Consider the following 20,171-nt stretch of genomic DNA (forward strand, 5'->3'; position numbering starts at 1 on the left):
ATTATTTTAGTAAATTGTCGTTAAATTTTTTACTTTAGTAAGCTTCGTAATAAAAAACTTAACAAACCTACTACTACTACATGAAGAAACGTATTCTGATCAGTGATATCGCAAAGGCGTTGGGGATTTCTGTAACTACTGTGTCCTTTATTTTGAATGATAAGGCAAAAGAAAAGCGTATTAGTGAGGCTTTGACTAAGCGGGTTCTGGACTATGTCAAAAAGGTTGGCTATAAGCCCAACGAATTGGCAAAAAGTCTCCGCACAGGGAAGACGAAGATTCTAGGTTTGATTATCGAAGATATTTCCAATCCTTTTTTTGGGAATATAGCACGTCTGATCGAAAGTAAGGTCTATGAGCAGGGCTACCGTATTATTTATTGTAGCACCAACAATGATGTAGAAAAGGCGAAGGAGTTAATCCAGATGTTTTACGATCGGCAGGTTGATGGTTTTATTATTACACCTTCCGATGGTTTGGAAGATACAGTAAAGCAGTTGCAGCAAAATAATATTCCGGTTGTGCTCTTCGACCGTTATTTTCCGGGTCTTGAAACAGACTATGTTGGTGCGGACAATTTTCAGGGAGCCTTTGATGCCAGTAACCATTTGTGTCAACAGGGTTATAGACGTATCGGGTTTGTATCGCTCTATTCGGATCAGACTCAAATGAAAGAGCGTTCAGATGGCTATATGAAGGCTATGGATAATAATAAGCAACAAAGTTTTATTCAAAAGATTCAGATGGATGCTTCGGATGAAGAAGCAATGGAACTATTGCGGGAGTTTATCTGTGAAAATAGGCTAGATGCTGTTTTGTTCTCCACAAACTATCTGGCGATTTCGGGTTTGAAGGCTTCCAAAAAATTTAATTTTACGATGCCGGCGGTGATTGCTTTTGACGACCATACGGTTTTTAAGCTGGTCGAACCTGCTATTACGGTTGTTTCGCAGCCGATCAAGGATATTGCTGAGAATCTGATCAATATTTTGTTGCTTCGTCTTCAGGGTAAAATAAAAGCAACACGTAGAATGGTGTTGCCTTGTGAACTGAAAGTTCGTGAGTCGACTAAAGTGAAAGTTACTTCGTAGTATCGGCCACAAATTTCATTGAAATAGAATTAACGCAGTGACGCGTGTTTTTTGTCGTAAAGCCTTCTCCGAGGAATACATGGCCTAAATGCGCGCCACATTTACTACACAGGATTTCAGTGCGGCGACCATCGGCATCGGTGATCCTTGTAATTGCCCCGGGAATTTCATCATCAAAACTTGGCCAGCCACAGCCTGATTCAAATTTTGACTCCGAACGGTATAGTGGGCTGTCACAACGGCGGCAGATATAAGTTCCTTTGAGCTTATTGTCTAAAAGTTCACCGGTAAAAGGCCGTTCAGTTCCCTTATGTATAATAATGTATTCCTCTTCTTTACTTAAGGGGTTGTATTCTTTGTTAGTTTCCATGATTGTCGTGTGTTTAGTCTTGAAGCTGGCTTTACTAGGAACTACCCAACAGGGATGAGCTATTCCTCCTATATAAAGACATCATCCAGATTTTTTTATTGTTAGCTTGGGACTTGACCCTGACCAGATCTCCATTCGTCTTGATAAAGTTTTCCATTCGTCTTATAAAGGTACGGAAATTAGGATGAAAAAAAACTTTTTGTGTCTTCTGCGATCCGCTATTTTGAGTATTTTAAATTGTCATGGAATTGTCTTATATTTGAGTAGCTATCCAAATGAAAAGTTGTAGCGATGGGACCGCTTTAATAGTTTAATGTTGTTTTATCCTCGTTTAAACGCATTTGTTTAGAATGATTATAAATTGATATTAAAGGTCACAAAATTGTCAGCGATTTGTTAATAAATCATACTTTTGTGGCATTGTTAGGGGGGTAGTGGCTCCTTTAACCATGGGAGTTAATTTTTTACATTCACAAATAAATAGTATAAAGTGCTAAATATGAGAACTATCTCATCCGTTTTGGGAAGCCTTGCGAGGGTGGTGTCAACGAGTTTGATGCTATTATTTGCCGTTACGACGTTGCATGCGCAAGATGTCAAGGAAGGTGAAAAAATCTTCAAATCTAAGTGTACATCCTGTCACGCCATTGACAGAAAAGTGGTTGGTCCTGCTTTAAAGGGGATTCCAGAGACGAAAGACGAAGCTTGGTTAATCAAGTGGATCAAGAACTCTCAGGCTTTAATTGCGTCTGGCGATGCTGATGCAGTTAAAATCTTCGAAGAGAACAACAAGCTTGTGATGACTTCTTTTACTGATTTATCTGACGATCAGATCAAGTCGGTATTAGCGTATATCACAGATGCTTCTAAGGAGAAACCGAAAGAGGCTGCTGCTGGTGGCGCTGGAGCTAAAGATGATAACGCGTCTATGTTCATGATTTTGGGCTTGATCGCAGTTGTTGTTTTGGCTGTTGTCGTTATCGTGGTGTTGAATCGTGTGATCCGTACCTTAGAAAATGTAATTGCTAAAAACCAAGAAGCTATTGCTGCGCAACAAGAGCCAGAAGATAGCCAACGTTTTGTGAAGTTTGCGAAAGCATTCGTTAAAAACAAGAAGTTGGTTGGCTTTACAGTCTTGATGTTAGTTGCATTATTAGCTGTAGGCGGTTGGAAAACAATGTGGAACGTTGGTGTTCACCAAGGCTATCAGCCGGTTCAGCCAATTAAGTTCTCGCACCAAATCCACGCTGGTGTTAACAAAATTGAGTGTCAATACTGTCACGGTGGAGCATTTAAATCTAAAAATGCGTCTATTCCATCGGCCAACGTATGTATGAACTGTCACAATACAATCACTGCTTCAGAGCATTATGATGGTGAGATTTCTCCGGAAATTGCTAAAATCTATCGTGCATTGGATTGGAATCCTGATACGCGTACTTACGGTAACAATCCGAAGCCAATTCAATGGGTTCGTATTCACAACTTACCTGACTTCGCTTACTTCAACCACTCACAACACGTTGTGGTAGCTGGTGTTGAGTGTCAAACTTGTCACGGTCCAATCCAAAATATGGAAGAAGTATACCAATACTCTCCATTGACGATGAAATGGTGTGTTGATTGTCACAAAAAGACAGATATCAAATCGGATAACAAATACTATGAAGATTTGATTAAAGCACACGAAAGAATTAAGAAAGGTGAGAAAATGACTGCAGCCATGATCGGTGGTCTTGAGTGTGGTAAGTGTCACTATTAATAATTATTTGAAATACGCAATCTTATATACAGCTTAAATGGATAGCAATAAAAAATATTGGAAAGGTTTGGAAGAGTTAAATCAAACTCCTGCTTTCGTTGAAGGAAGCAAGGGTGAGTTTGCCGAATCTATTCCTGTAGAAGATGTATTAAACGAAGCTGGCTTGAGTACTAAAACTCCTCGCCGTGACTTCTTGAAAGCATTAGGATTTGGTTTGGGTGCTGTTTCTTTAGCGGCTTGTAACCGTACTCCTGTGCATAAGGCAGTTCCTTATTTGATTAAACCTGAAGAGGTAACTCCAGGTATCCCTAACTATTATGCTTCGACGTTCAACGGTCAAAGCATCTTGGTTAAAACTCGTGAAGGTCGTCCGATCAATGTTGAGCCTAACCCGAATGCAATTGGTTTGAACCAAGGTTTGGATTCAACGACTGCTGCTTCTGTATTGGATTTATATGATGAGTCCAAATTGAAACAGGCGCAATTGAAAGGTCAAGATGTTGAGTGGTCTAAATTGGATGGGGAAGTTGTTAAAGCTTTAAATGCAGCAGCATCTTCTGGTAAACAAATTACGATCGTTTCTAACACCGTAAACAGCCCTTCAACGTTGGCGGCCATCGCTGCTTTCGCAACGAAATTCCCAACAGTTAACCATGTACAATACGATGCTGTTTCTTACAGCGGTATTATAGAGGCGAATAAAGCTTCATTTGGTAAAGCTGTTGTCCCTTCATACAATTTTGAAAAGGCAAATGTGATTGTTTCCGTTGCAGCTGATTTCTTAGGAACTTGGTTAGCAGGTGAGGAGCAGACACAACAATATGCTAAAAACCGTGATTATAAATCGTTGAAAAACGGCAAAATGTCACGTCACGTGCAATTTGAGTCTGGTCTTTCCATGACGGGTACAAATGCGGATGCACGTATCGCAATCAAACCTTCGGAAGAAGGTGCTACATTGGTTGCTTTATATAATGCAATCACTGGTCAGTCTTTGGCTGGTGCTACTGCAAACAAAAAAGCACAAAAAGGTGTCGCTCTAGCAGCGAAAGAATTGGTGAACAGCAAAGGCGCAGCAGTTGTTGTTGCTGGATCTAACGATGTCAATGTACAAGTATTAGTGAATGCAATCAACGTTGCATTAGGTGCTTACGGTACAATCATCGATTTGGATAACTATTCTAAACAATACCAAGGTTCGGATTCTTCGTTCCAAGCTTTCTTAGCAGCAGCGAAATCAGGTCAAGTTGGTGTTGCGTTCTTCTTGAATAGCAACCCGGTGTATGACTACTTCAAAGCAGATGATGTAAAAGCAGCGTTGAAACAAGTTCCTTTCACCTTATCATTTTCGCAACGTGCGGATGAAACAGCTTCTGAATTGACAGCGATTGCTCCAGCAAGTACGTTCTTGGAGTCTTGGGGTGATGCGAATCCAAAAGAAGGTTTGTTCTCTATCGTTCAACCAACAATCAATCCTGTTTTCAAAACACGTCAAGTTGAACAAAGCTTGTTGACTTGGGCAGGAAATGATACCGATATGTACAACTTTGTTAAGAACTTGTGGTCTACACAAATCTTAGCGGGTTCTACAAAAAACTGGGATGCTGTATTGCAAACTGGTTTTGAATATAAAGGTGCTAAAGCGGCAACAGCTCCTGCATTTACAGGAAATGCTGCAGCAGCGGCTTCGGCAATTGAGGCATCAAGCAAAGCGATTACAGGTGAGTTTGAATTGAAACTTTATGAGCCTTCTGCACTTCGTGACGGTCGCTACGCGAACAACGCTTATTTACAAGAGTTGCCTGACCCGGTATCTAAAGTAACTTGGGACAACTACGCTGCTCTTAACCCGAAAGATGCTGAGAAATTAGGTTTGGGTGAAGATGGTAAAGTAACTGTAAAAGCAAATGGTGTTGAATTGGAATTGCCAGTTGTACAACAACCAGGTCAAGCACAAGGAACAGTTTCAGTTGCTGTAGGTTACGGCCGTACAAAAGTTGGTAAAGCAGGTAATGAAGTTGGTAAAAACGCATTCCCTTTTGCTTCTATCATCAATGGTACAGTACAAGGTGTTGCTAAAGCAACTGTAGCGAAAGCGTCTGGTACTTACCAATTGGCACAAACACAAACACACCACACGATCGAAGGTCGTAACGTTATTCGTGAAACGACATTTGCGAAATATCTGAAAGATCCTAACTCTGAGGCAGGACGCTTTACAGATAATCACAAAACATACGATTTGTGGAACAAATATGAGCAACCTGGTCACAAATGGGTGATGGCGATCGACTTGAACGCATGTACTGGTTGTGGTGCTTGTATCGTTGCTTGTAACGTTGAAAATAATATTCCTGTTGTAGGTCGTGATGAGGTTCGCCGTCGTCGTGAAATGCACTGGTTACGCATTGACCGTTACTATACAATCGAAGGAAAAGATCAAGATCTTACAAAAGAGAAAGAAATTGCAAGAGCTTCGGCTGATTTAGATTTCGAAGATATCACTGTTGTTCACCAACCGATGTTGTGTCAACACTGTGGTCACGCACCTTGTGAAACGGTTTGTCCAGTATTGGCAACAGTACACTCTTCAGAAGGTTTGAACCATATGGCATATAACCGTTGTTTTGGTACACGTTACTGTGCGAACAACTGTCCTTTCAAAGTTCGTCGTTTCAACTGGTTTGCATACTGGAATGATTCACGTTTTGACAACTACCTGAACAATGAGTTCACACAATTGGTATTGAATCCAGATGTTGTTACTCGTTCACGTGGGGTAATGGAGAAATGTTCAATGTGTATCCAACGTATCCAATCAGGTAAATTGCAAGCTAAGATTGAAAATCGCAAAGTTAAAGATGGCGATATCCAAATGGCTTGTCAACAAGCATGTTCTGCAAATGCAATTATCTTTGGTGATGCAAATGATCCAGAATCAGAAGTGTCTAAAGCATTACGCAACGAGCGTGTTTATTACGTACTTGAGGAAATCAATGTTCAACCGGGTATCGGTTATATGACAAAAGTTAGAAACACTTTTGAGGCGTAATCTTGTACAATATTTGAAATAAAAATACTATGTCATCGCATAACGAATCAATATTAAGAGAACCATTAATGACCGGTAAGGACATTACGTATGCAAAAATTACGGATGATATCTTACTACCGGTTGAAAATAAACCGAATAAAGCATGGTGGATTGGTTTTACCGTTGCTGTATTAGGTGCTTTATTATGGGTAGTTAGCGTTAGTTATACCTTTTGGACAGGTATCGGCGCTTGGGGTCTGAATAAAACTGTAGGCTGGGCTTGGGATATCACCGACTTCGTATGGTGGGTAGGTATCGGTCACGCGGGTACGTTGATTTCAGCTGTATTATTAATCTTCCGCCAGAACTGGCGTAATTCAATCAACCGTTCTGCAGAGGCGATGACGATCTTTGCGGTAATCTGTGCGGCTACATACGTTGTAGCTCACATGGGTCGTCCTTGGTTGGCTTATTGGATTTTCCCACTTCCAAATCAATTTGGATCACTTTGGGTAAACTTCAACTCTCCTTTGGTATGGGATGCGTTTGCGATCTCGACTTACTTTACAGTATCCTTGGTATTCTGGTACTGTGGTTTGTTGCCGGATATCGCGACAATTCGTGACCGTGCTACTGGATTAAAACAAAAAATCTATTCTGTATTATCATTCGGATGGAATGGTTCAGTTAAGACTTGGCAACGTTTTGAAATCGTGTCATTGATCTTGGCAGGTATTTCTACTCCGCTGGTACTTTCTGTACACACGATCGTATCCATGGACTTTGCAACTTCGGTTATCCCTGGATGGCATACAACGATCTTCCCTCCATATTTCGTGGCGGGTGCGATCTTCTCTGGTTTCGCGATGGTACAGACTTTATTGTTGATCTTACGTAAAGTAATGAACTTTGAGAACTACATCACGATGTTCCACATTGAGTCGATGAATATCATTATCATGACGACAGGTTCTATCGTAGGTGTGGCTTATTTGACTGAGTTGTTTATCGCAATGTACTCTCGTTCGGAATACGAAATGTATGCTTTCGAGAACCGTATGTTGGGTCCATACGCTTGGGCTTACTGGTCAATGATGACTTGTAACGTAATTTCTCCACAGTTATTCTGGTTCAAAAAAATCCGTACAAGTATTCCAATCTCATGGATCTTATCGATTGTTGTAAACATCGGTATGTGGTTTGAGCGTTTTGTAATTATCGTGACTTCATTGCACCGTGATTACTTGCCTTCATCTTGGGCAATGTTCTACCCGACTTGGACAGACGTAGGTATCTTTGTAGGTTCAATCGGATTATTCTTTACATTATTCTTGTTGTTCTTACGTTTCTTACCAGGTATCGCTATCGCCGAAGTGAAATTGTTGTTGAAATCATCTTCATTACAACATAAAACTAAATTGGCTCAAGAAGGCGCATTCCCTGAGGAACAAGTTAAGTACTTCCAAGAGTCATTAGAGAAATATGATTCAGTGACAGAAGAAGAGATTAAAGAATTATCAGTTAGAAAATAATCAGCAATGAGCAATACAAAATATATATTAGGTAGTTTTGCGGATCCCGATGAAATGATGCATGGGATCGACAAATTGCAAGCAAACAATATAAGTATTTACGACTGCTTTACTCCGATGCCTATTCACGGCATCGAAGCAAAGCTGGGTGTGAAACCTTCTCGCTTGCCTATCGCAGCATTTTGCTTTGGAGCATTAGGAACGACATTGGGTTTTAGTTTGTTGTATTATACAATGGCCTATGATTGGCCGATGAATATCGGTGGTAAACCATCTTTTGGTATGCCAAACTTTGTTCCAGTTACATTTGAGGTTACGATCTTATTGTGTGCCTTGGGTATGGTTGCCACGTTTTTCTTCCGTAACCACTTATTTCCGGGACGCGCACCTCGTGTAATGGACTTGAGAGCAACAGATGATCGTTTCATCCTTGCAGTAGATGCCAATGAAAATACAGATCACGCTTTGATCGATAGCTTATTGAAAGAAGCTGGAGCTGTTGAAGTTAAGTACAATGATAGAAAATATGTTAGCTATGAATAAGAAGAATTTACTTGGAACGCTATGCGCAGCTGTGGCATTGACAGCACTTGTTTCTTCTTGTGGTGACAAAACAACTCGTAGTACAGGTTTAGAGTTTTCTCGTAACATGTACGATCCGCTTGCTTTCAATCCGGATCAACCTAATGCGAATTTTGCTGATGGAAAAACAGCACAAGCACCTCCTAAAGGTACGGATCCAATTGGTTTCACTCGTTTTGAGTATGCCAATACATTAGAGGATTATGAACGTGCAGGAAGAGAAGCAAAAAGTCCTTTGGTCGTAAATGCCGAAAATCTTGAAAAAGGTAAAGCTTTGTTCACTACTTACTGCTCTATATGTCATGGAGTAGAAGGTAAAGGTGATGGTCCTATCACAAAAGACCGTAGCGTGACTGATTCAAGAGGTACTCGTCAATTAGAGAACTTTCCTCCGCCACCATCTTATCACAGAACAGATGCGGCGAGCTCTTCACGGGGTGGTTTGATGGCTGACTTGACTGATGGTAAAATTTACCATACAATTTATTACGGACACAACTCCATGGGATCACATGCATCTCAATTGTCTCCAGAGGAGAGATGGAAAGTTGTTATGTATGTTCACGAATTACAAAAGAAATAATCTAACATCAGATATATAAATGGGAACTCACAGTCATCATCACGATTATAATTTCAACGAGCGATACGAGTTTGCTGGCAAAGCTAAAATGTTCAGTATTGTCGCTGTTGTACTAGGCGTAGCTGCTGTAGCTTTCGGGTTGCTTTCGGGCGATCACGTTACTGTAGAGCGTACTTATGCCAACTTGTTATTGATGGGTTATTACTTTACATGTGTTTGCGCAGCTGGAACATTCTTTGTTGCCTTGCAATATGTAACACAATCTGCATGGTCTGCAGGTTTGGTACGTATACCTCAGGCTATGGCGAGTGTTTTACCAATTGCATCATTAGTTTTATTAGTTATTGTAGGTTTAGGTTTAACCACACATAACTTATATCACCACTGGAATGCAGATGGTATCACTGATCCGCATAGTACAAATTTTGACCCTATTATCGCAGGTAAATCTGCTTATTTAAATGTTCCATTCTTCTTGATCCGTCAGGTGGTATTTATGGGAACATATAGCATTTTTGCTGTTATTTTTGCGAAACTTTCTTATAAAGAAGATTTAGAAGGTGGATTGACTTCTTATAAAAAGTCATTCAAATTGTCGGCAATCTTCTTAGTTATCTTCGGTTTTACTACACCTATCTGGTCTTTCGATACAGTAATGTCTTTAGAGGCACACTGGTTTTCGACAATGTTCGGTTGGTATAACTTTGCAGCAATGTGGGTAAGTGGTATTTCATGTATCACGATCATCGTTGTTGTATTGAAGAAAGCTGGTTATATGAACTGGGTAAACGAAAATCATTTACACGATTTGGGTAAATTGATGTTCGGTTTCTCTATCTTCTGGACTTATGTTTGGTTTGCACAATTCATGTTGATTTGGTATTCAAACATCCCAGAGGAAACAGTTTATTTCTACAAACGTTGGGAACCTGAATACAAACCTTGGTTTTGGTTGAGTATTATCATTAACTTTGTGGCACCATTGTTACTATTAGTGGATCGCGATGCTAAACGTAAACAAAACGTGATGTTGTTCGTAGCGATTCTATTATTGGCTGGTCACTGGCTAGATTATTATATCATGATCATGCCTGGTACTGTTGCTGAACATAGAGGATTTGGTATCATTGAAATCGGAACTGCACTTGGTTTCTTAGGTTTGTTCATCTTCTTAGTGATGAGTAAATTGAGTAAACAAGCATTGGTGCCTAAAAATCATCCTTTCTTGGATGAGAGTTTGCATCACCAGATATAGTTTCACTTTTAAAGGAAGGTTACGTAAAAACGTTATAAAAGAAATGAGCTTTAAATTAAATAATAGATTCAAATCCATCTCGGGTTTTGTGCTTGCACTAGGATTGCTTTTTGCGACTCCTATCCTAGCAAGTCAACAAGATACAGTAGCATCTGATTCTGCTAAAGCGGCGACTACAGCAGTAGCTGCCCCTGCAGCAACGGATTCGGTTGCAAAAGATACAACAGCGGCAGCAGGTACTGCTGCTGTTGCATCTGCTAGTTCTTCTACAGAAGCTAGTGCTGCTGCTCCTGCTGTTGAAGAAGTGAAGCAAATAGACCCTCAGGTTTATAAAAACTTCACGTATTATGTCTTGTTATTCTTGGTTATATGTACAGTTGTTGCCGTTATCGGTAAAGTACTTTCGATCTATGAATTGACAAGAAAGATGAACGGTAAATACAATCCGTTTGCGAATAACACGTTTCAATCGGCATTGTTATTCATTTTCTTGGTTGTATTCCTTTACGGTGTATATTGGTCATATGTACACTGGGGAGCCGCTTATTGGAGATCTGCAGTAACTGAGCACGGTGAGCGTATTGATACAATGTTTATCATTACGACTGCAATTACAACATTTGTATTGGTTATCACACACATCTTGTTGATGACTTTTACATTCTTGTACCGCATGCGTGCAAAACGTCAGGCTTATTATTATCCTCATAACAATGCAATTGAGAAATTGTGGACAATTGTTCCCGCTGTTGTTTTGACAGTTTTGGTATTGTTCGGTTTCTTTACATGGAGATCAATCACAAATATTCCTGAGGATCTACAAAAATCAGCTTTACAAATTGAAGTGTTGGGCGAGCAGTTCCAATGGAATGTCCGTTATGCTGGTTCAGACGGTATTATTGGTAAACGTAATTATAAAATGACGACGCCAACGAACCCGTACGGTATTGACTTTAATGATAAAAATTCTTGGGATGATATTCAAGGATCTGAAATCTGGTTGCCTGTAAATAAACCAGTTCGTTTCCATATCGTTTCAAAAGATATTATTCACTCTTTCTATATTCCTGATTTCCGTGTTCAGATCAATGCGGTACCGGGAATGACCAATTACTTCCAGTTCACACCTACTGTTACAACAGAAGAGATGCGTGATCGTTTGGGTGATTATAACTATGACTTCGTGATGTTGTGTAACAAGATCTGTGGATCTGGTCACTACAACATGCAAAAGAAAGTGGTTGTCGTAACTGAAGAGAAATATAAAGAGTGGTTAGCTAAACAAAACAAATATTTTACTGAGGATTTGCAAAAAGAGTTCAGCGGTAAAACAGCTAACGTGAAAAAGGATAGCGTACAAGTTACAGCATCTTTGAACTAATTAAGAATTTTTGAATATAAAATCGAATATGTCAAGTACAGTAATATCGCATAGCGCTGAACATCACGATTCGCACGGCCATCATCACGAGGAGTCGTTCATCAGAAAGTATATCTTCTCGGGTGACCACAAGATGATTGCTAAGCAATTCTTGATCACTGGTATCATCATGGCAGTTTTTGCGATGCTTTTATCAGTATTATTCCGTATCCAATTAGCATGGCCGGATAAAGAGTTCCCTATATTAGAAGTATTCTTGGGTAAATGGGCTGAAGGCGGTCGTATAAAACCGGAGTTTTTCCTTTCCTTGGTAACCATTCACGGTACCGTTATGGTATTCTTCGTGTTAACGGCTGGTCTATCAGGTACTTTTAGTAACTTATTGATTCCATATCAAATCGGAGCACGCGATATGGCATCTCCTTTTATGAACATGTTATCTTACTGGTTGTTCTTTGTAGCATCAGTGATTATGGTTGCATCGTTCTTCGTAGAAAGTGGACCTGCTTCTGCTGGTTGGACAATCTACCCGCCACTATCGGCTGTTCCTACTGCAATCGCAGGATCTGCAACTGGTATGACTTTGTGGTTGGTGAGTATGGTTCTATTTGTAGCTTCACAGTTGATCGGTGGTATTAACTATGTAAGTACAATTTTGAACATGCGTACAAAGGGAATGGACTTATGGAAAATGCCTTTGACAATCTGGGCGTTCTTCTTAACTGCTATCGTGGGTATGTTGTCATTCCCAGTATTGGTTTCGGCGGTTGTTCTTCTGATTTTTGACCGTGCTGCTGGTACGTCATTCTATTTGTCGGATCTTGTTGTTCAAGGACAAATTTTGCCGAACGAAGGTGGTTCACCAATTTTGTTCCAACACTTGTTCTGGTTCTTAGGTCACCCTGAGGTATATATCGTTGTTATGCCTGCTTTAGGTTTAACTTCTGAGGTTATTGCAACCAACTCACGTAAACCAATCTTTGGTTACCATGCGATGGTTTATTCGTTGATCGGTATCACCGTTTTATCGTTTATCGTATGGGGTCACCACATGTTTGTAACAGGTATGAATCCGTTCTTGGGTGGTGTATTTATGATTACAACATTGATTATCGCGGTTCCTTCTGCTGTAAAAGCGTTTAACTATCTTGCAACGTTGTGGAAAGGTAATATCCGTTTCACTCCGGCGATGATGTTTGCTATCGGTTTGGTATCGTTCTTTATCTCTGGTGGTTTGACAGGATTGTTCCTAGGTAATGCAGCGTTAGATATCAACTTACACGATACGTATTTTGTTGTTGCCCACTTCCACTTGGTAATGGGATCGGCGTCAATCTTCGGTATGCTTTGTGGTGTTTACCACTGGTATCCTAAGATGTTCGGTCGTATGATGAACACAAAATTGGGTTATTTACACTTCTGGTTGACTTTCATTGGTGCTTACATGGTATTCTTCCCAATGCACTTTATGGGTATCGATGGCGTGCCTCGCCGTTACTATGCATTTACAGAGTTTGCTTTCATGGCGAAATGGGTTTCTGTAAACAAATTGGTAACTTGGGCTGCAATCATCGCTGCTTTAGGTCAGGTAGCTTTCTTGTGGAACTTCTTTACTTCGATTTTCTTCGGTAAAAAAGCACCACAAAACCCTTGGCAGTCAAACACATTGGAATGGACTACTCCGGTAGAGCATATCCATGGTAACTGGCCAGGTGAAATTCCAACTGTACACCGTTGGCCTTACGATTACAGTAAGCCAGGTCATGGTGAGGATTTTATTCCTCAAAGTGTTCCTTTCTCTGAAACAATGAGCTCTAATTTGCCTCATGATTTCGAAGGAGACGAGGAAGCTGAGCGTATCCAGGCAGAATGGAATGCTCAAAATGGTAGAAAAGACTAATAAAATCTTATAAAATAGAGTAGGGATTCCTACTCTATTTTATAGAAGTTTGTATTTTAAGAGGTAGGGGTAGTATTATGTTTCCAGCAGCTGAGAAGCGATTTATAAAGACCAATTTTATAACGATCATTGTGTTGTTTTTGGTCATTATTGCTGGAGGAGTTGTTCGGAGTACAGGGTCAGGAATGGGATGCCCAGATTGGCCTAGATGTTTTAACCGTATTATTCCTCCAACAGATATCTCCCAATTACCTCAAGGATATGAACAGCATTATATTGAAGGAAGGGCAAAGAAGAACGAACGTTTCGCGAAAATTGTAGAATTTTTCGGCGATAAGGAAATGGCTTACAAGCTCCGTACCGATAAGAGTATTTTGCAGCATGAAGAGTTTAATGTTGCGAAAACTTGGACGGAATATATCAATCGGTTGGTAGGCGTTGTTTCCGGATTCTGTTTGTTATTTACAGCTATTTATTCTTTCACCTATTTAAAATCAAAAAGCTCGATCGTTGTTTGGTCAGTGATTAATCTTTTTGTAGTAGTACTTCAGGCTTGGTTGGGATCGATCGTTGTATCGACAAATCTGATGCCCTGGATTATTACGGTACATATGCTCTTAGCCATTGTAATTGTTTGTATTAGTATTTATACATATTTCAAAGCAGTTACTTTGCGAAACAAGACCTTACTGGTCAATCGTTCTTTGGGTATATTAAAAGGACTTGCTATTGCTTCAATTTTATTGATGCTAACACAGGTAATTGTCGGAACGGGAGTTCGTGAGGAGGTTGATTTATTAACCGGTTCAACGATAGCCCGGACTGATTTTATAACAACTATTGGCCAACAGTTTGAGTTACATCGCTGGTTGGCATATTGTTCTTTGATTTTAGTTATTGTATTATTCTTTTTGGTCCGCACGAGTTTTAATACGAGTTCTAAGCAATATAAATTTGCTTTAATCGCATTGATTCTAGTGGGTATCCAAATGCTATCAGGAATTATCTTAGCTCGATTTGCAATACCTGCATTTGCACAGACAACGCATTTGGTGGTAGCGACGCTTCTATTTGGGGCACAGTTCTACCTGTTGTTATTGTTAAACAAGCAAAGGCACTAATCTTGGAATTCGGGATGTTTATGTTTAAAAGTACGTGTTTAATTACACTGATAGTAGGAGGTCTCTTTTAGTTATGAAAGAATTTATTTCAGATTTCAAAAAGCTTGTTAAGTTGAGACTTACGTTGACGGTCGTATTTTCTGCGTCAATTGCTTTTCTGATAGGATCAAAACAACAGGGTGATATATTCTGGTTCAATTGGTTATTGTTGACTATAGGTGGTTTTCTGGTGACAGGTTCCGCTAATGGTTTTAATGAGATCATTGAAAAGGATTTGGATAAACTGATGAAACGTACGGAGGACAGACCGTTGCCATCAGGCCGCATGACAACAGGACAGGCTTTGGTATTGAGTGTCTTTATGGGCATTTTAGGAACCTTGGTGCTTGTTCGTTTAAATTTTGTCGCTGGTCTGCTGTCGGTTTTCTGTATCCTTCTTTACGCATTTATCTATACACCATTAAAAAGAAAATCACCAATAGCAGTGTTTGTCGGCGCGTTTCCGGGTGCATTTCCGCCATTAATTGGATATTATGCAGCCTTTTCGCAAGACGATTTAGCCTACTATAGTGGACATAACGAAGCGGCAATTATTATTATTCCCTTTGTGTTGTTTGCTATTCAGTTTTTATGGCAGTTTCCGCATTTTTGGGCAATTGCCTGGGTTGTGGATGATGACTATAAATTAGCGGGTTTTCGCTTATTGCCGACGACAAAACGTGATAAGATATCTGCGTTTATGGTATTCATTTCAGGTTTGTTTATGATACCTGCAGGTTTTATACCTTATCATTTTGGCTTTGGTGGAATTTGGTTTACGATTGTATCCGTGGTCGGTGGAATAATGTTTGGTTATTACGGTTATTTGCTGTTTAAGAATTGTGATATTCCTTCAGCGAGGAAAGTGATGTTTACCTCATTTATTTATTTACCTGTGACACAACTCGTATTATTGCTTAACTTTATTCCGTTGAAATAATGTTAGATATACAAGCACAAACTGACGAGAAGTTAGTACAGAGAAAAGCCCAAAAGTTCAACCTATGGTTGGGTATGTTGGGTATGTTCATGATGTTTGCGGCGTTATCCAGTGGTTTCATTGTATATACAGCGAGCGGCGTGGACAAAGGGATTAAGACCCTATTGCCAAATGCACTTTTATATAGTACCTTGGTGATTGCGGTTAGTAGTCTAACGATGTTTTTAGCACATAAAGCGGCTAAAAATGGCGAGTCTTCCAAACAACGGTTGTTTTTGATAGCAACTTTTATTTTGGGAGCTGTATTTTTTGCCTTGCAAGTTCATGCTTGGAATGTATTGATCGATAGGGGTGTTTATTTTGTGAATAACAATGCATCGCAATCTTTTATTTACGTTTTTATCTGGATGCACTTGGCGCATATTATTGCGGGGTTGATCGTTTTGATTGGCGCGATTATAGGAATTAACAAACTTCCTAAAGACGGCAATCTTTTCCGCATGGATCTTGCCAGTATTTTTTGGCATTTTCTCGATCTTTTATGGATTTATATATATGTTTTCTTACTTTTGAATCAATAATAGTAAACAATGAGTACAACAGTATCGCAATTGGATAAGGTAAAAACTGGTCCATGGAATGGTGGGAAATCACCTTGGAACTTAGAGTATGGAAAAATCATGATGTGGTTTTTCTTGGTAGGGGATGCCTTCACATTTTCTGCATTTTTGGTTTATTACGGCGCACAACGCTTTTCTCATCCAACATGGCCTGATCCTGATAAGATCTTCCAATCTATCCCAGGAATTGCAGAACATGGTCAACCGTTGGTATTTGTCGGTTTAATGACCTTTATTTTGATTATGTCATCTGTAACTATGGTTTTGGCCGTGGAAGCTGGTCACCGTAACCAAAAGAATGAAGTTGTTAAATGGATGCTTTGGACTATTTTGGGAGGTATCTGTTTCGTAGGTTGTCAGGCTATCGAGTGGACTCACTTACACCACATGGGTTTCTGGTTTGGTAAAAATCCAGCAACAGGTTTGGAAGGTGATGCCATCAAAACAGCATTAATGCCATATTTCACACATGACATTTCTTATACTTCGGCCTTGCAATTTGCTAACTTGTTCTTTACAATTACTGGTTTTCACGGTTTCCACGTTACTGTGGGTATTATTTTGAATATCATCATTCTATGTATGACATTAAATAATACATTCGAAAACCGTGGTTCTTATCTTATGATCGAGAAAGTAGGTTTATATTGGCACTTTGTGGATTTAGTGTGGGTATTCGTATTTACGTTCTTCTACTTAATCTAATTCCGAAATAATAAATTTAGATAGCTATGTCACAATATCAAGATAATATCGCTCATGGCGAGCACGCTCACGAAGGTGGGATGGATAAGAAGGCCATCTGGAGAGTATTTGGTGTACTTTTAGCCCTTACTTGTCTAGAGTTTTTAATTGCATTGGGCTTCGTGCACCATTGGCAAATTTTAGCTAAAGGTGCGTTAGTAAATACTATTTATATCGTGCTTACTTTAGTTAAAGCTTATTATATCGTTGCATTCTTTATGCACTTGAAATTCGAGAAGTCGAGTTTCATTGTTACCGTTGCAATTGTGTTTATTTTTATTATTTATTTTATTGTTTTGATGCTTGTTGAAGGAGGGTATTTAGCATCTGCTTTTCAAGAACATCAATTGTTTCCAAATAAATAGATAAAGTGAATGGATAATAATACTGGACAAAAGAAAGGTATTAAAACTATATTGATCCTGGCAGTAATTCTTTTATTGCCAGGATTTTTATATTTTGTACTAAATAAAAGCGGTTCTAATAGCTACGCCTCTTTGCCAATTTTTGGAAAGAAAGAGGTTCCGGGAACTACCCATCGTAAATGGGGACGTGATATTCCCGATACCATCTACCATACTGTACCCCCGGTTGATTTTGTGAATTTCGATGGCAAGAAAGTGCATCTATTGGATAATGATACAACACTTTCTGTCGTCCATCTGATGTACTCTAGAGATGCTTCATTATCGCGGACGATGATTAAGCGTTTGGATCAAATCGCCAATCGATTTATTCAGAATAAGAAGGTCCGCTTGTATTCAATTACGGTTGATACGGCATACGATACACCAGAAGTGTTAGCTAAATACGCAAAAGTTTACAAACCATGGACCAAATCTTGGTTTTTTGTGACAGATCCTTCTGTTGATATCTTTAAATTTGCCCAGGAAAGTTTATTACAAGATGCACTTGTCAATAAGGAGGGCAGCAAACCATTTATTATTGGGTCTAATTATCTTTTACTTGATACAAAAGGACGGATAAGAGGTATTTATGACATTAATGTCAAAACGGATGTTGACCGCCTTGAGGATGAAATCAAATTATTATTGGTCGAGGAAGTCCGAAACCATCCAGCTACAATAGAACAAAAGAGGTAATTATATCATGGAAGAGAGTCTTAACAAGGAAAAAAAGTATAGTAAATGGATTTGGTTGCTATCGATTGTGATACCGATAGTGGTTGCTATCCTTTTTACGGTGAATTTACAAAAGCTGGGTTATGATGTAAAACCGCTAACATTTTTGCCTCCTATCTACGCGGCTATCAATGGGATTACGGCTGTATTGCTTTTTTGGGCTGTGGCTGCGATAAAAAAGGGTAATAAGCCCCTGCACGAGCGTTTGATCAAAATGTGTATTGCTTGCTCTTTAGCTTTTCTGGCGATGTATGTCGCTTATCACATGACTTCAATCGAAACGAAATATGGCGGCGAGGGAATTTTAAGACCGATCTATTTCTTTATCCTGATCACGCATATTTTGCTTTCCATTATCATCATCCCCTTTGTACTCTTTACATTTGTTAGAGGCATATCGGGTTCTTATGAGCGTCATAAAAAGCTTGCCCGTATTACTTATCCCATGTGGCTTTATGTAGCTGTTACCGGCGTGATCGTTTATTTGATGATCTCTCCGTATTATATTGGTTAGTGGTAAGAGTTGAGGGTCAAGGTATTGTGATGAAATACAATGGCACGCCGGATTCGAGTTGTTTAATCTGGTTTAATATTTAAATGAAATCGGATGCGATGGAGACTATATTCCATGTATCCGGGAGTATAAACAGTATCGGATTAATCAGTTGATTCATATCGGCTAGATGGATCTGTAAAAATCATTCGCATATGAAGCGTATCTGGATTTATCAGGCAGATCGCCTGTTAACGGCGACAGAGGGACAGGAGATTGTTACTGACCTGAAAGCGTTTGCCGAACAATGGAAAGTGCATGGAAAACCACTTTCTGCATCCGCAGAATTGCGGGATAATCTTTTTATCATCCTTAAGGTGGACGAGGAAGTGGCGGCTGCATCAGGTTGTTCTATTGATAGTTCGGTTCGATTTTTAAAAGGAGTTGAATCGAAGTATGGTATTCAACTATTTGATCGAATGCAATTTGCATATAAAGGGGATCAGGGAATAGGCGTGGTTAACCATGACGGATTTGAGAAGTTATTGGCAGACGGTACCATCAACGATAATACCTTAGTATTTGATAATACCATTACCCATGAGCATCAAATGGAAGACGCTTGGGTAATACCCTTCCATCAAAGCTGGCATAAACGACTTTTTAGATAGGTTGTAAAACCATTTTATATAAGAAAGGCCATAGTTACATATGGCCTTTCTTTTTGATCTATAGATCTGTATTGCTTCTCTTCTGATCGATCCGCCGAACAGCGATGGTTTCGCTTATTCAGGAATAGTATAATGATGCATATATTTTGCTATCGCATTTGCACGTCTATTGACATAAGCAGAAGGGTTACGCGCATCCCATTCTCTTGGGTTTGGCAATATGGCTATAATCAATGCGGCCTGTTTTTTGGAAAGATTGCTGCCTGTTTTGCTAAAATAATACGAAGCTGCCGCATCCGCACCATAAACTCCCTGTCCCATTTCAATCACATTAAGATAAACTTCGAGGATGCGTTTCTTGCTCCAGAATGTTTCGATAAGAATGGTAAAGTAGGTCTCGAAGCCTTTTCTTAACCAGGAGCGCCCTGGCCATAAAAAGACATTTTTGGCTACCTGCTGACTGATTGTACTTCCGCCGCGTAATTTCTTTCCCTGTGCATTTTTTTTAATGGCATTCTGAATTCCTTGCATGTCGAATCCCCAGTGTGTCATAAAGTGAGCGTCTTCTCCGGCAATGGCCGCTAACTTTAGGTTGTCCGAAAGTTCATCGTAATCCAGCCAGTTTTTTTCCAGTTTAAATCCCTTGCCCTGTTCTTTTAGCTCAAACCCACGTTGAATCATCAACCAAGTGATGGGAGGATTAATAAACCGCAGGCTAATGACCCAAAAGAGTGAAATGCCAATAAAATAGAGTACTACCCGTGTCACAATGCGCAGGATAGGAGATTTTATGGACTTCAATGGGTTGAAGGATTTTTTTTTGAAGGTATTTTGTTGTTTGCTGGACGTATTTTGTTTACCAGATCTTTTGATGGCCATGACTAATTTTTTTCGGATACAAACTTAGCTTA

General features: G+C 39.6%; 19 protein-coding genes. 17 read left to right on the forward strand and 2 right to left on the reverse strand.

All coding sequences use genetic code 11. The features are described 5' to 3' along the window. Nucleotides 1-80 precede the first annotated feature (80 nt). Entirely contained in the window at nucleotides 81-1,091 is a 1,011-nt protein-coding gene (locus tag CBM24_RS03535; RefSeq protein ID WP_075991038.1) for a LacI family DNA-binding transcriptional regulator, read from the forward strand. Here CBM24_RS03535 and CBM24_RS03540 read toward each other — a convergent pair. Then, nucleotides 1,081-1,533 carry a methionine-R-sulfoxide reductase gene (locus tag CBM24_RS03540; protein ID WP_232475788.1) on the reverse strand — a complete coding sequence of 151 codons (453 nt, stop codon included), beginning with the start codon at nucleotides 1,531-1,533 and terminating at the stop codon, nucleotides 1,081-1,083. The two genes, CBM24_RS03535 and CBM24_RS03540, sit on opposite strands and share 11 nt — an antisense overlap. 427 nt (nucleotides 1,534-1,960) lie before the next feature. Between CBM24_RS03540 and CBM24_RS03545 the strand changes: the two genes are divergently transcribed. The 16 genes from CBM24_RS03545 to CBM24_RS03620 all read left to right on the forward strand — a co-directional run bounded on the left by CBM24_RS03545 (nucleotide 1,961) and on the right by CBM24_RS03620 (nucleotide 19,260). Next, on the forward strand, nucleotides 1,961-3,223 hold the full coding sequence (locus CBM24_RS03545) for a cytochrome c3 family protein (RefSeq protein WP_070563536.1): 1,263 nt from the start codon (nucleotides 1,961-1,963) through the stop codon (nucleotides 3,221-3,223). Between the two features lie 37 nt (nucleotides 3,224-3,260). After that, entirely contained in the window at nucleotides 3,261-6,275 is a 3,015-nt protein-coding gene (locus CBM24_RS03550; protein ID WP_088160226.1) for a TAT-variant-translocated molybdopterin oxidoreductase, read from the forward strand. A 29-nt stretch (nucleotides 6,276-6,304) separates the two neighbouring features. Next, nucleotides 6,305-7,789 carry an NrfD/PsrC family molybdoenzyme membrane anchor subunit gene (gene nrfD / locus CBM24_RS03555; protein WP_046674137.1) on the forward strand — a complete coding sequence of 495 codons (1,485 nt, stop codon included), beginning with the start codon at nucleotides 6,305-6,307 and terminating at the stop codon, nucleotides 7,787-7,789. 6 nt (nucleotides 7,790-7,795) lie between these two features. Then, complete coding sequence (locus tag CBM24_RS03560; protein WP_088160227.1) at nucleotides 7,796-8,332, forward strand: DUF3341 domain-containing protein; 537 nt, start codon at nucleotides 7,796-7,798, stop codon at nucleotides 8,330-8,332. Continuing rightward, nucleotides 8,316-8,954, forward strand: coding sequence for a c-type cytochrome (locus CBM24_RS03565; protein WP_376778456.1), 639 nt, complete (start codon nucleotides 8,316-8,318; stop codon nucleotides 8,952-8,954). The genes CBM24_RS03560 and CBM24_RS03565 overlap by 17 nt, the downstream gene beginning before the upstream one ends. Nucleotides 8,955-8,973: 19 nt before the next feature. Further along, nucleotides 8,974-10,209: a quinol:cytochrome C oxidoreductase gene (locus CBM24_RS03570; protein WP_088160229.1), complete on the forward strand. Its 1,236-nt coding sequence runs from the start codon at nucleotides 8,974-8,976 to the stop codon at nucleotides 10,207-10,209. Between the two features lie 43 nt (nucleotides 10,210-10,252). After that, nucleotides 10,253-11,590, forward strand: coding sequence for a cytochrome c oxidase subunit II (locus tag CBM24_RS03575; RefSeq protein WP_088160230.1), 1,338 nt, complete (start codon nucleotides 10,253-10,255; stop codon nucleotides 11,588-11,590). A gap of 28 nt (nucleotides 11,591-11,618) precedes the next feature. Further along, nucleotides 11,619-13,490 carry a cbb3-type cytochrome c oxidase subunit I gene (locus CBM24_RS03580; protein WP_172462307.1) on the forward strand — a complete coding sequence of 624 codons (1,872 nt, stop codon included), beginning with the start codon at nucleotides 11,619-11,621 and terminating at the stop codon, nucleotides 13,488-13,490. A gap of 77 nt (nucleotides 13,491-13,567) precedes the next feature. Then, nucleotides 13,568-14,611, forward strand: a complete 1,044-nt coding sequence (locus tag CBM24_RS03585) for a COX15/CtaA family protein (RefSeq protein WP_088160231.1) — start codon at nucleotides 13,568-13,570, stop codon at nucleotides 14,609-14,611. A 73-nt stretch (nucleotides 14,612-14,684) separates the two neighbouring features. Further along, the gene (gene cyoE / locus CBM24_RS03590; RefSeq protein WP_088160232.1) at nucleotides 14,685-15,590 is read left to right on the forward strand and encodes a heme o synthase; all 906 of its coding nucleotides are present in this window, start codon (nucleotides 14,685-14,687) and stop codon (nucleotides 15,588-15,590) included. Continuing rightward, nucleotides 15,590-16,171, forward strand: coding sequence for a heme-copper oxidase subunit III (locus CBM24_RS03595; RefSeq protein ID WP_088160233.1), 582 nt, complete (start codon nucleotides 15,590-15,592; stop codon nucleotides 16,169-16,171). Before cyoE ends, CBM24_RS03595 begins: the two co-directional genes overlap by 1 nt. Before the next feature lie 9 nt (nucleotides 16,172-16,180). Next, nucleotides 16,181-16,915, forward strand: coding sequence for a cytochrome c oxidase subunit 3 (locus tag CBM24_RS03600; RefSeq protein ID WP_046674128.1), 735 nt, complete (start codon nucleotides 16,181-16,183; stop codon nucleotides 16,913-16,915). Nucleotides 16,916-16,941: 26 nt separating this feature from the next. Continuing rightward, entirely contained in the window at nucleotides 16,942-17,319 is a 378-nt protein-coding gene (locus CBM24_RS03605; protein WP_088160234.1) for a cytochrome C oxidase subunit IV family protein, read from the forward strand. A gap of 9 nt (nucleotides 17,320-17,328) precedes the next feature. Then, on the forward strand, nucleotides 17,329-18,057 hold the full coding sequence (locus tag CBM24_RS03610; RefSeq protein ID WP_088160235.1) for an SCO family protein: 729 nt from the start codon (nucleotides 17,329-17,331) through the stop codon (nucleotides 18,055-18,057). Between the two features lie 7 nt (nucleotides 18,058-18,064). Then, nucleotides 18,065-18,610 (forward strand): DUF420 domain-containing protein, encoded by a 546-nt coding sequence (locus CBM24_RS03615; protein WP_088160236.1) that lies wholly within the window; start codon nucleotides 18,065-18,067, stop codon nucleotides 18,608-18,610. Nucleotides 18,611-18,804: 194 nt separating this feature from the next. Further along, complete coding sequence (locus CBM24_RS03620; RefSeq protein WP_088160237.1) at nucleotides 18,805-19,260, forward strand: ABC transporter ATPase; 456 nt, start codon at nucleotides 18,805-18,807, stop codon at nucleotides 19,258-19,260. Nucleotides 19,261-19,374: 114 nt separating this feature from the next. Here CBM24_RS03620 and mtgA read toward each other — a convergent pair whose 3' ends face one another. Continuing rightward, nucleotides 19,375-20,139, reverse strand: a complete 765-nt coding sequence (gene mtgA / locus CBM24_RS03625) for a monofunctional biosynthetic peptidoglycan transglycosylase (protein WP_070560704.1) — start codon at nucleotides 20,137-20,139, stop codon at nucleotides 19,375-19,377. Between the last annotated feature and the right edge of the window lie 32 nt (nucleotides 20,140-20,171).

Source organism: Sphingobacterium sp. G1-14, assembly GCF_002196555.1.
GTDB classification, from domain to species: domain Bacteria; phylum Bacteroidota; class Bacteroidia; order Sphingobacteriales; family Sphingobacteriaceae; genus Sphingobacterium; species Sphingobacterium siyangense.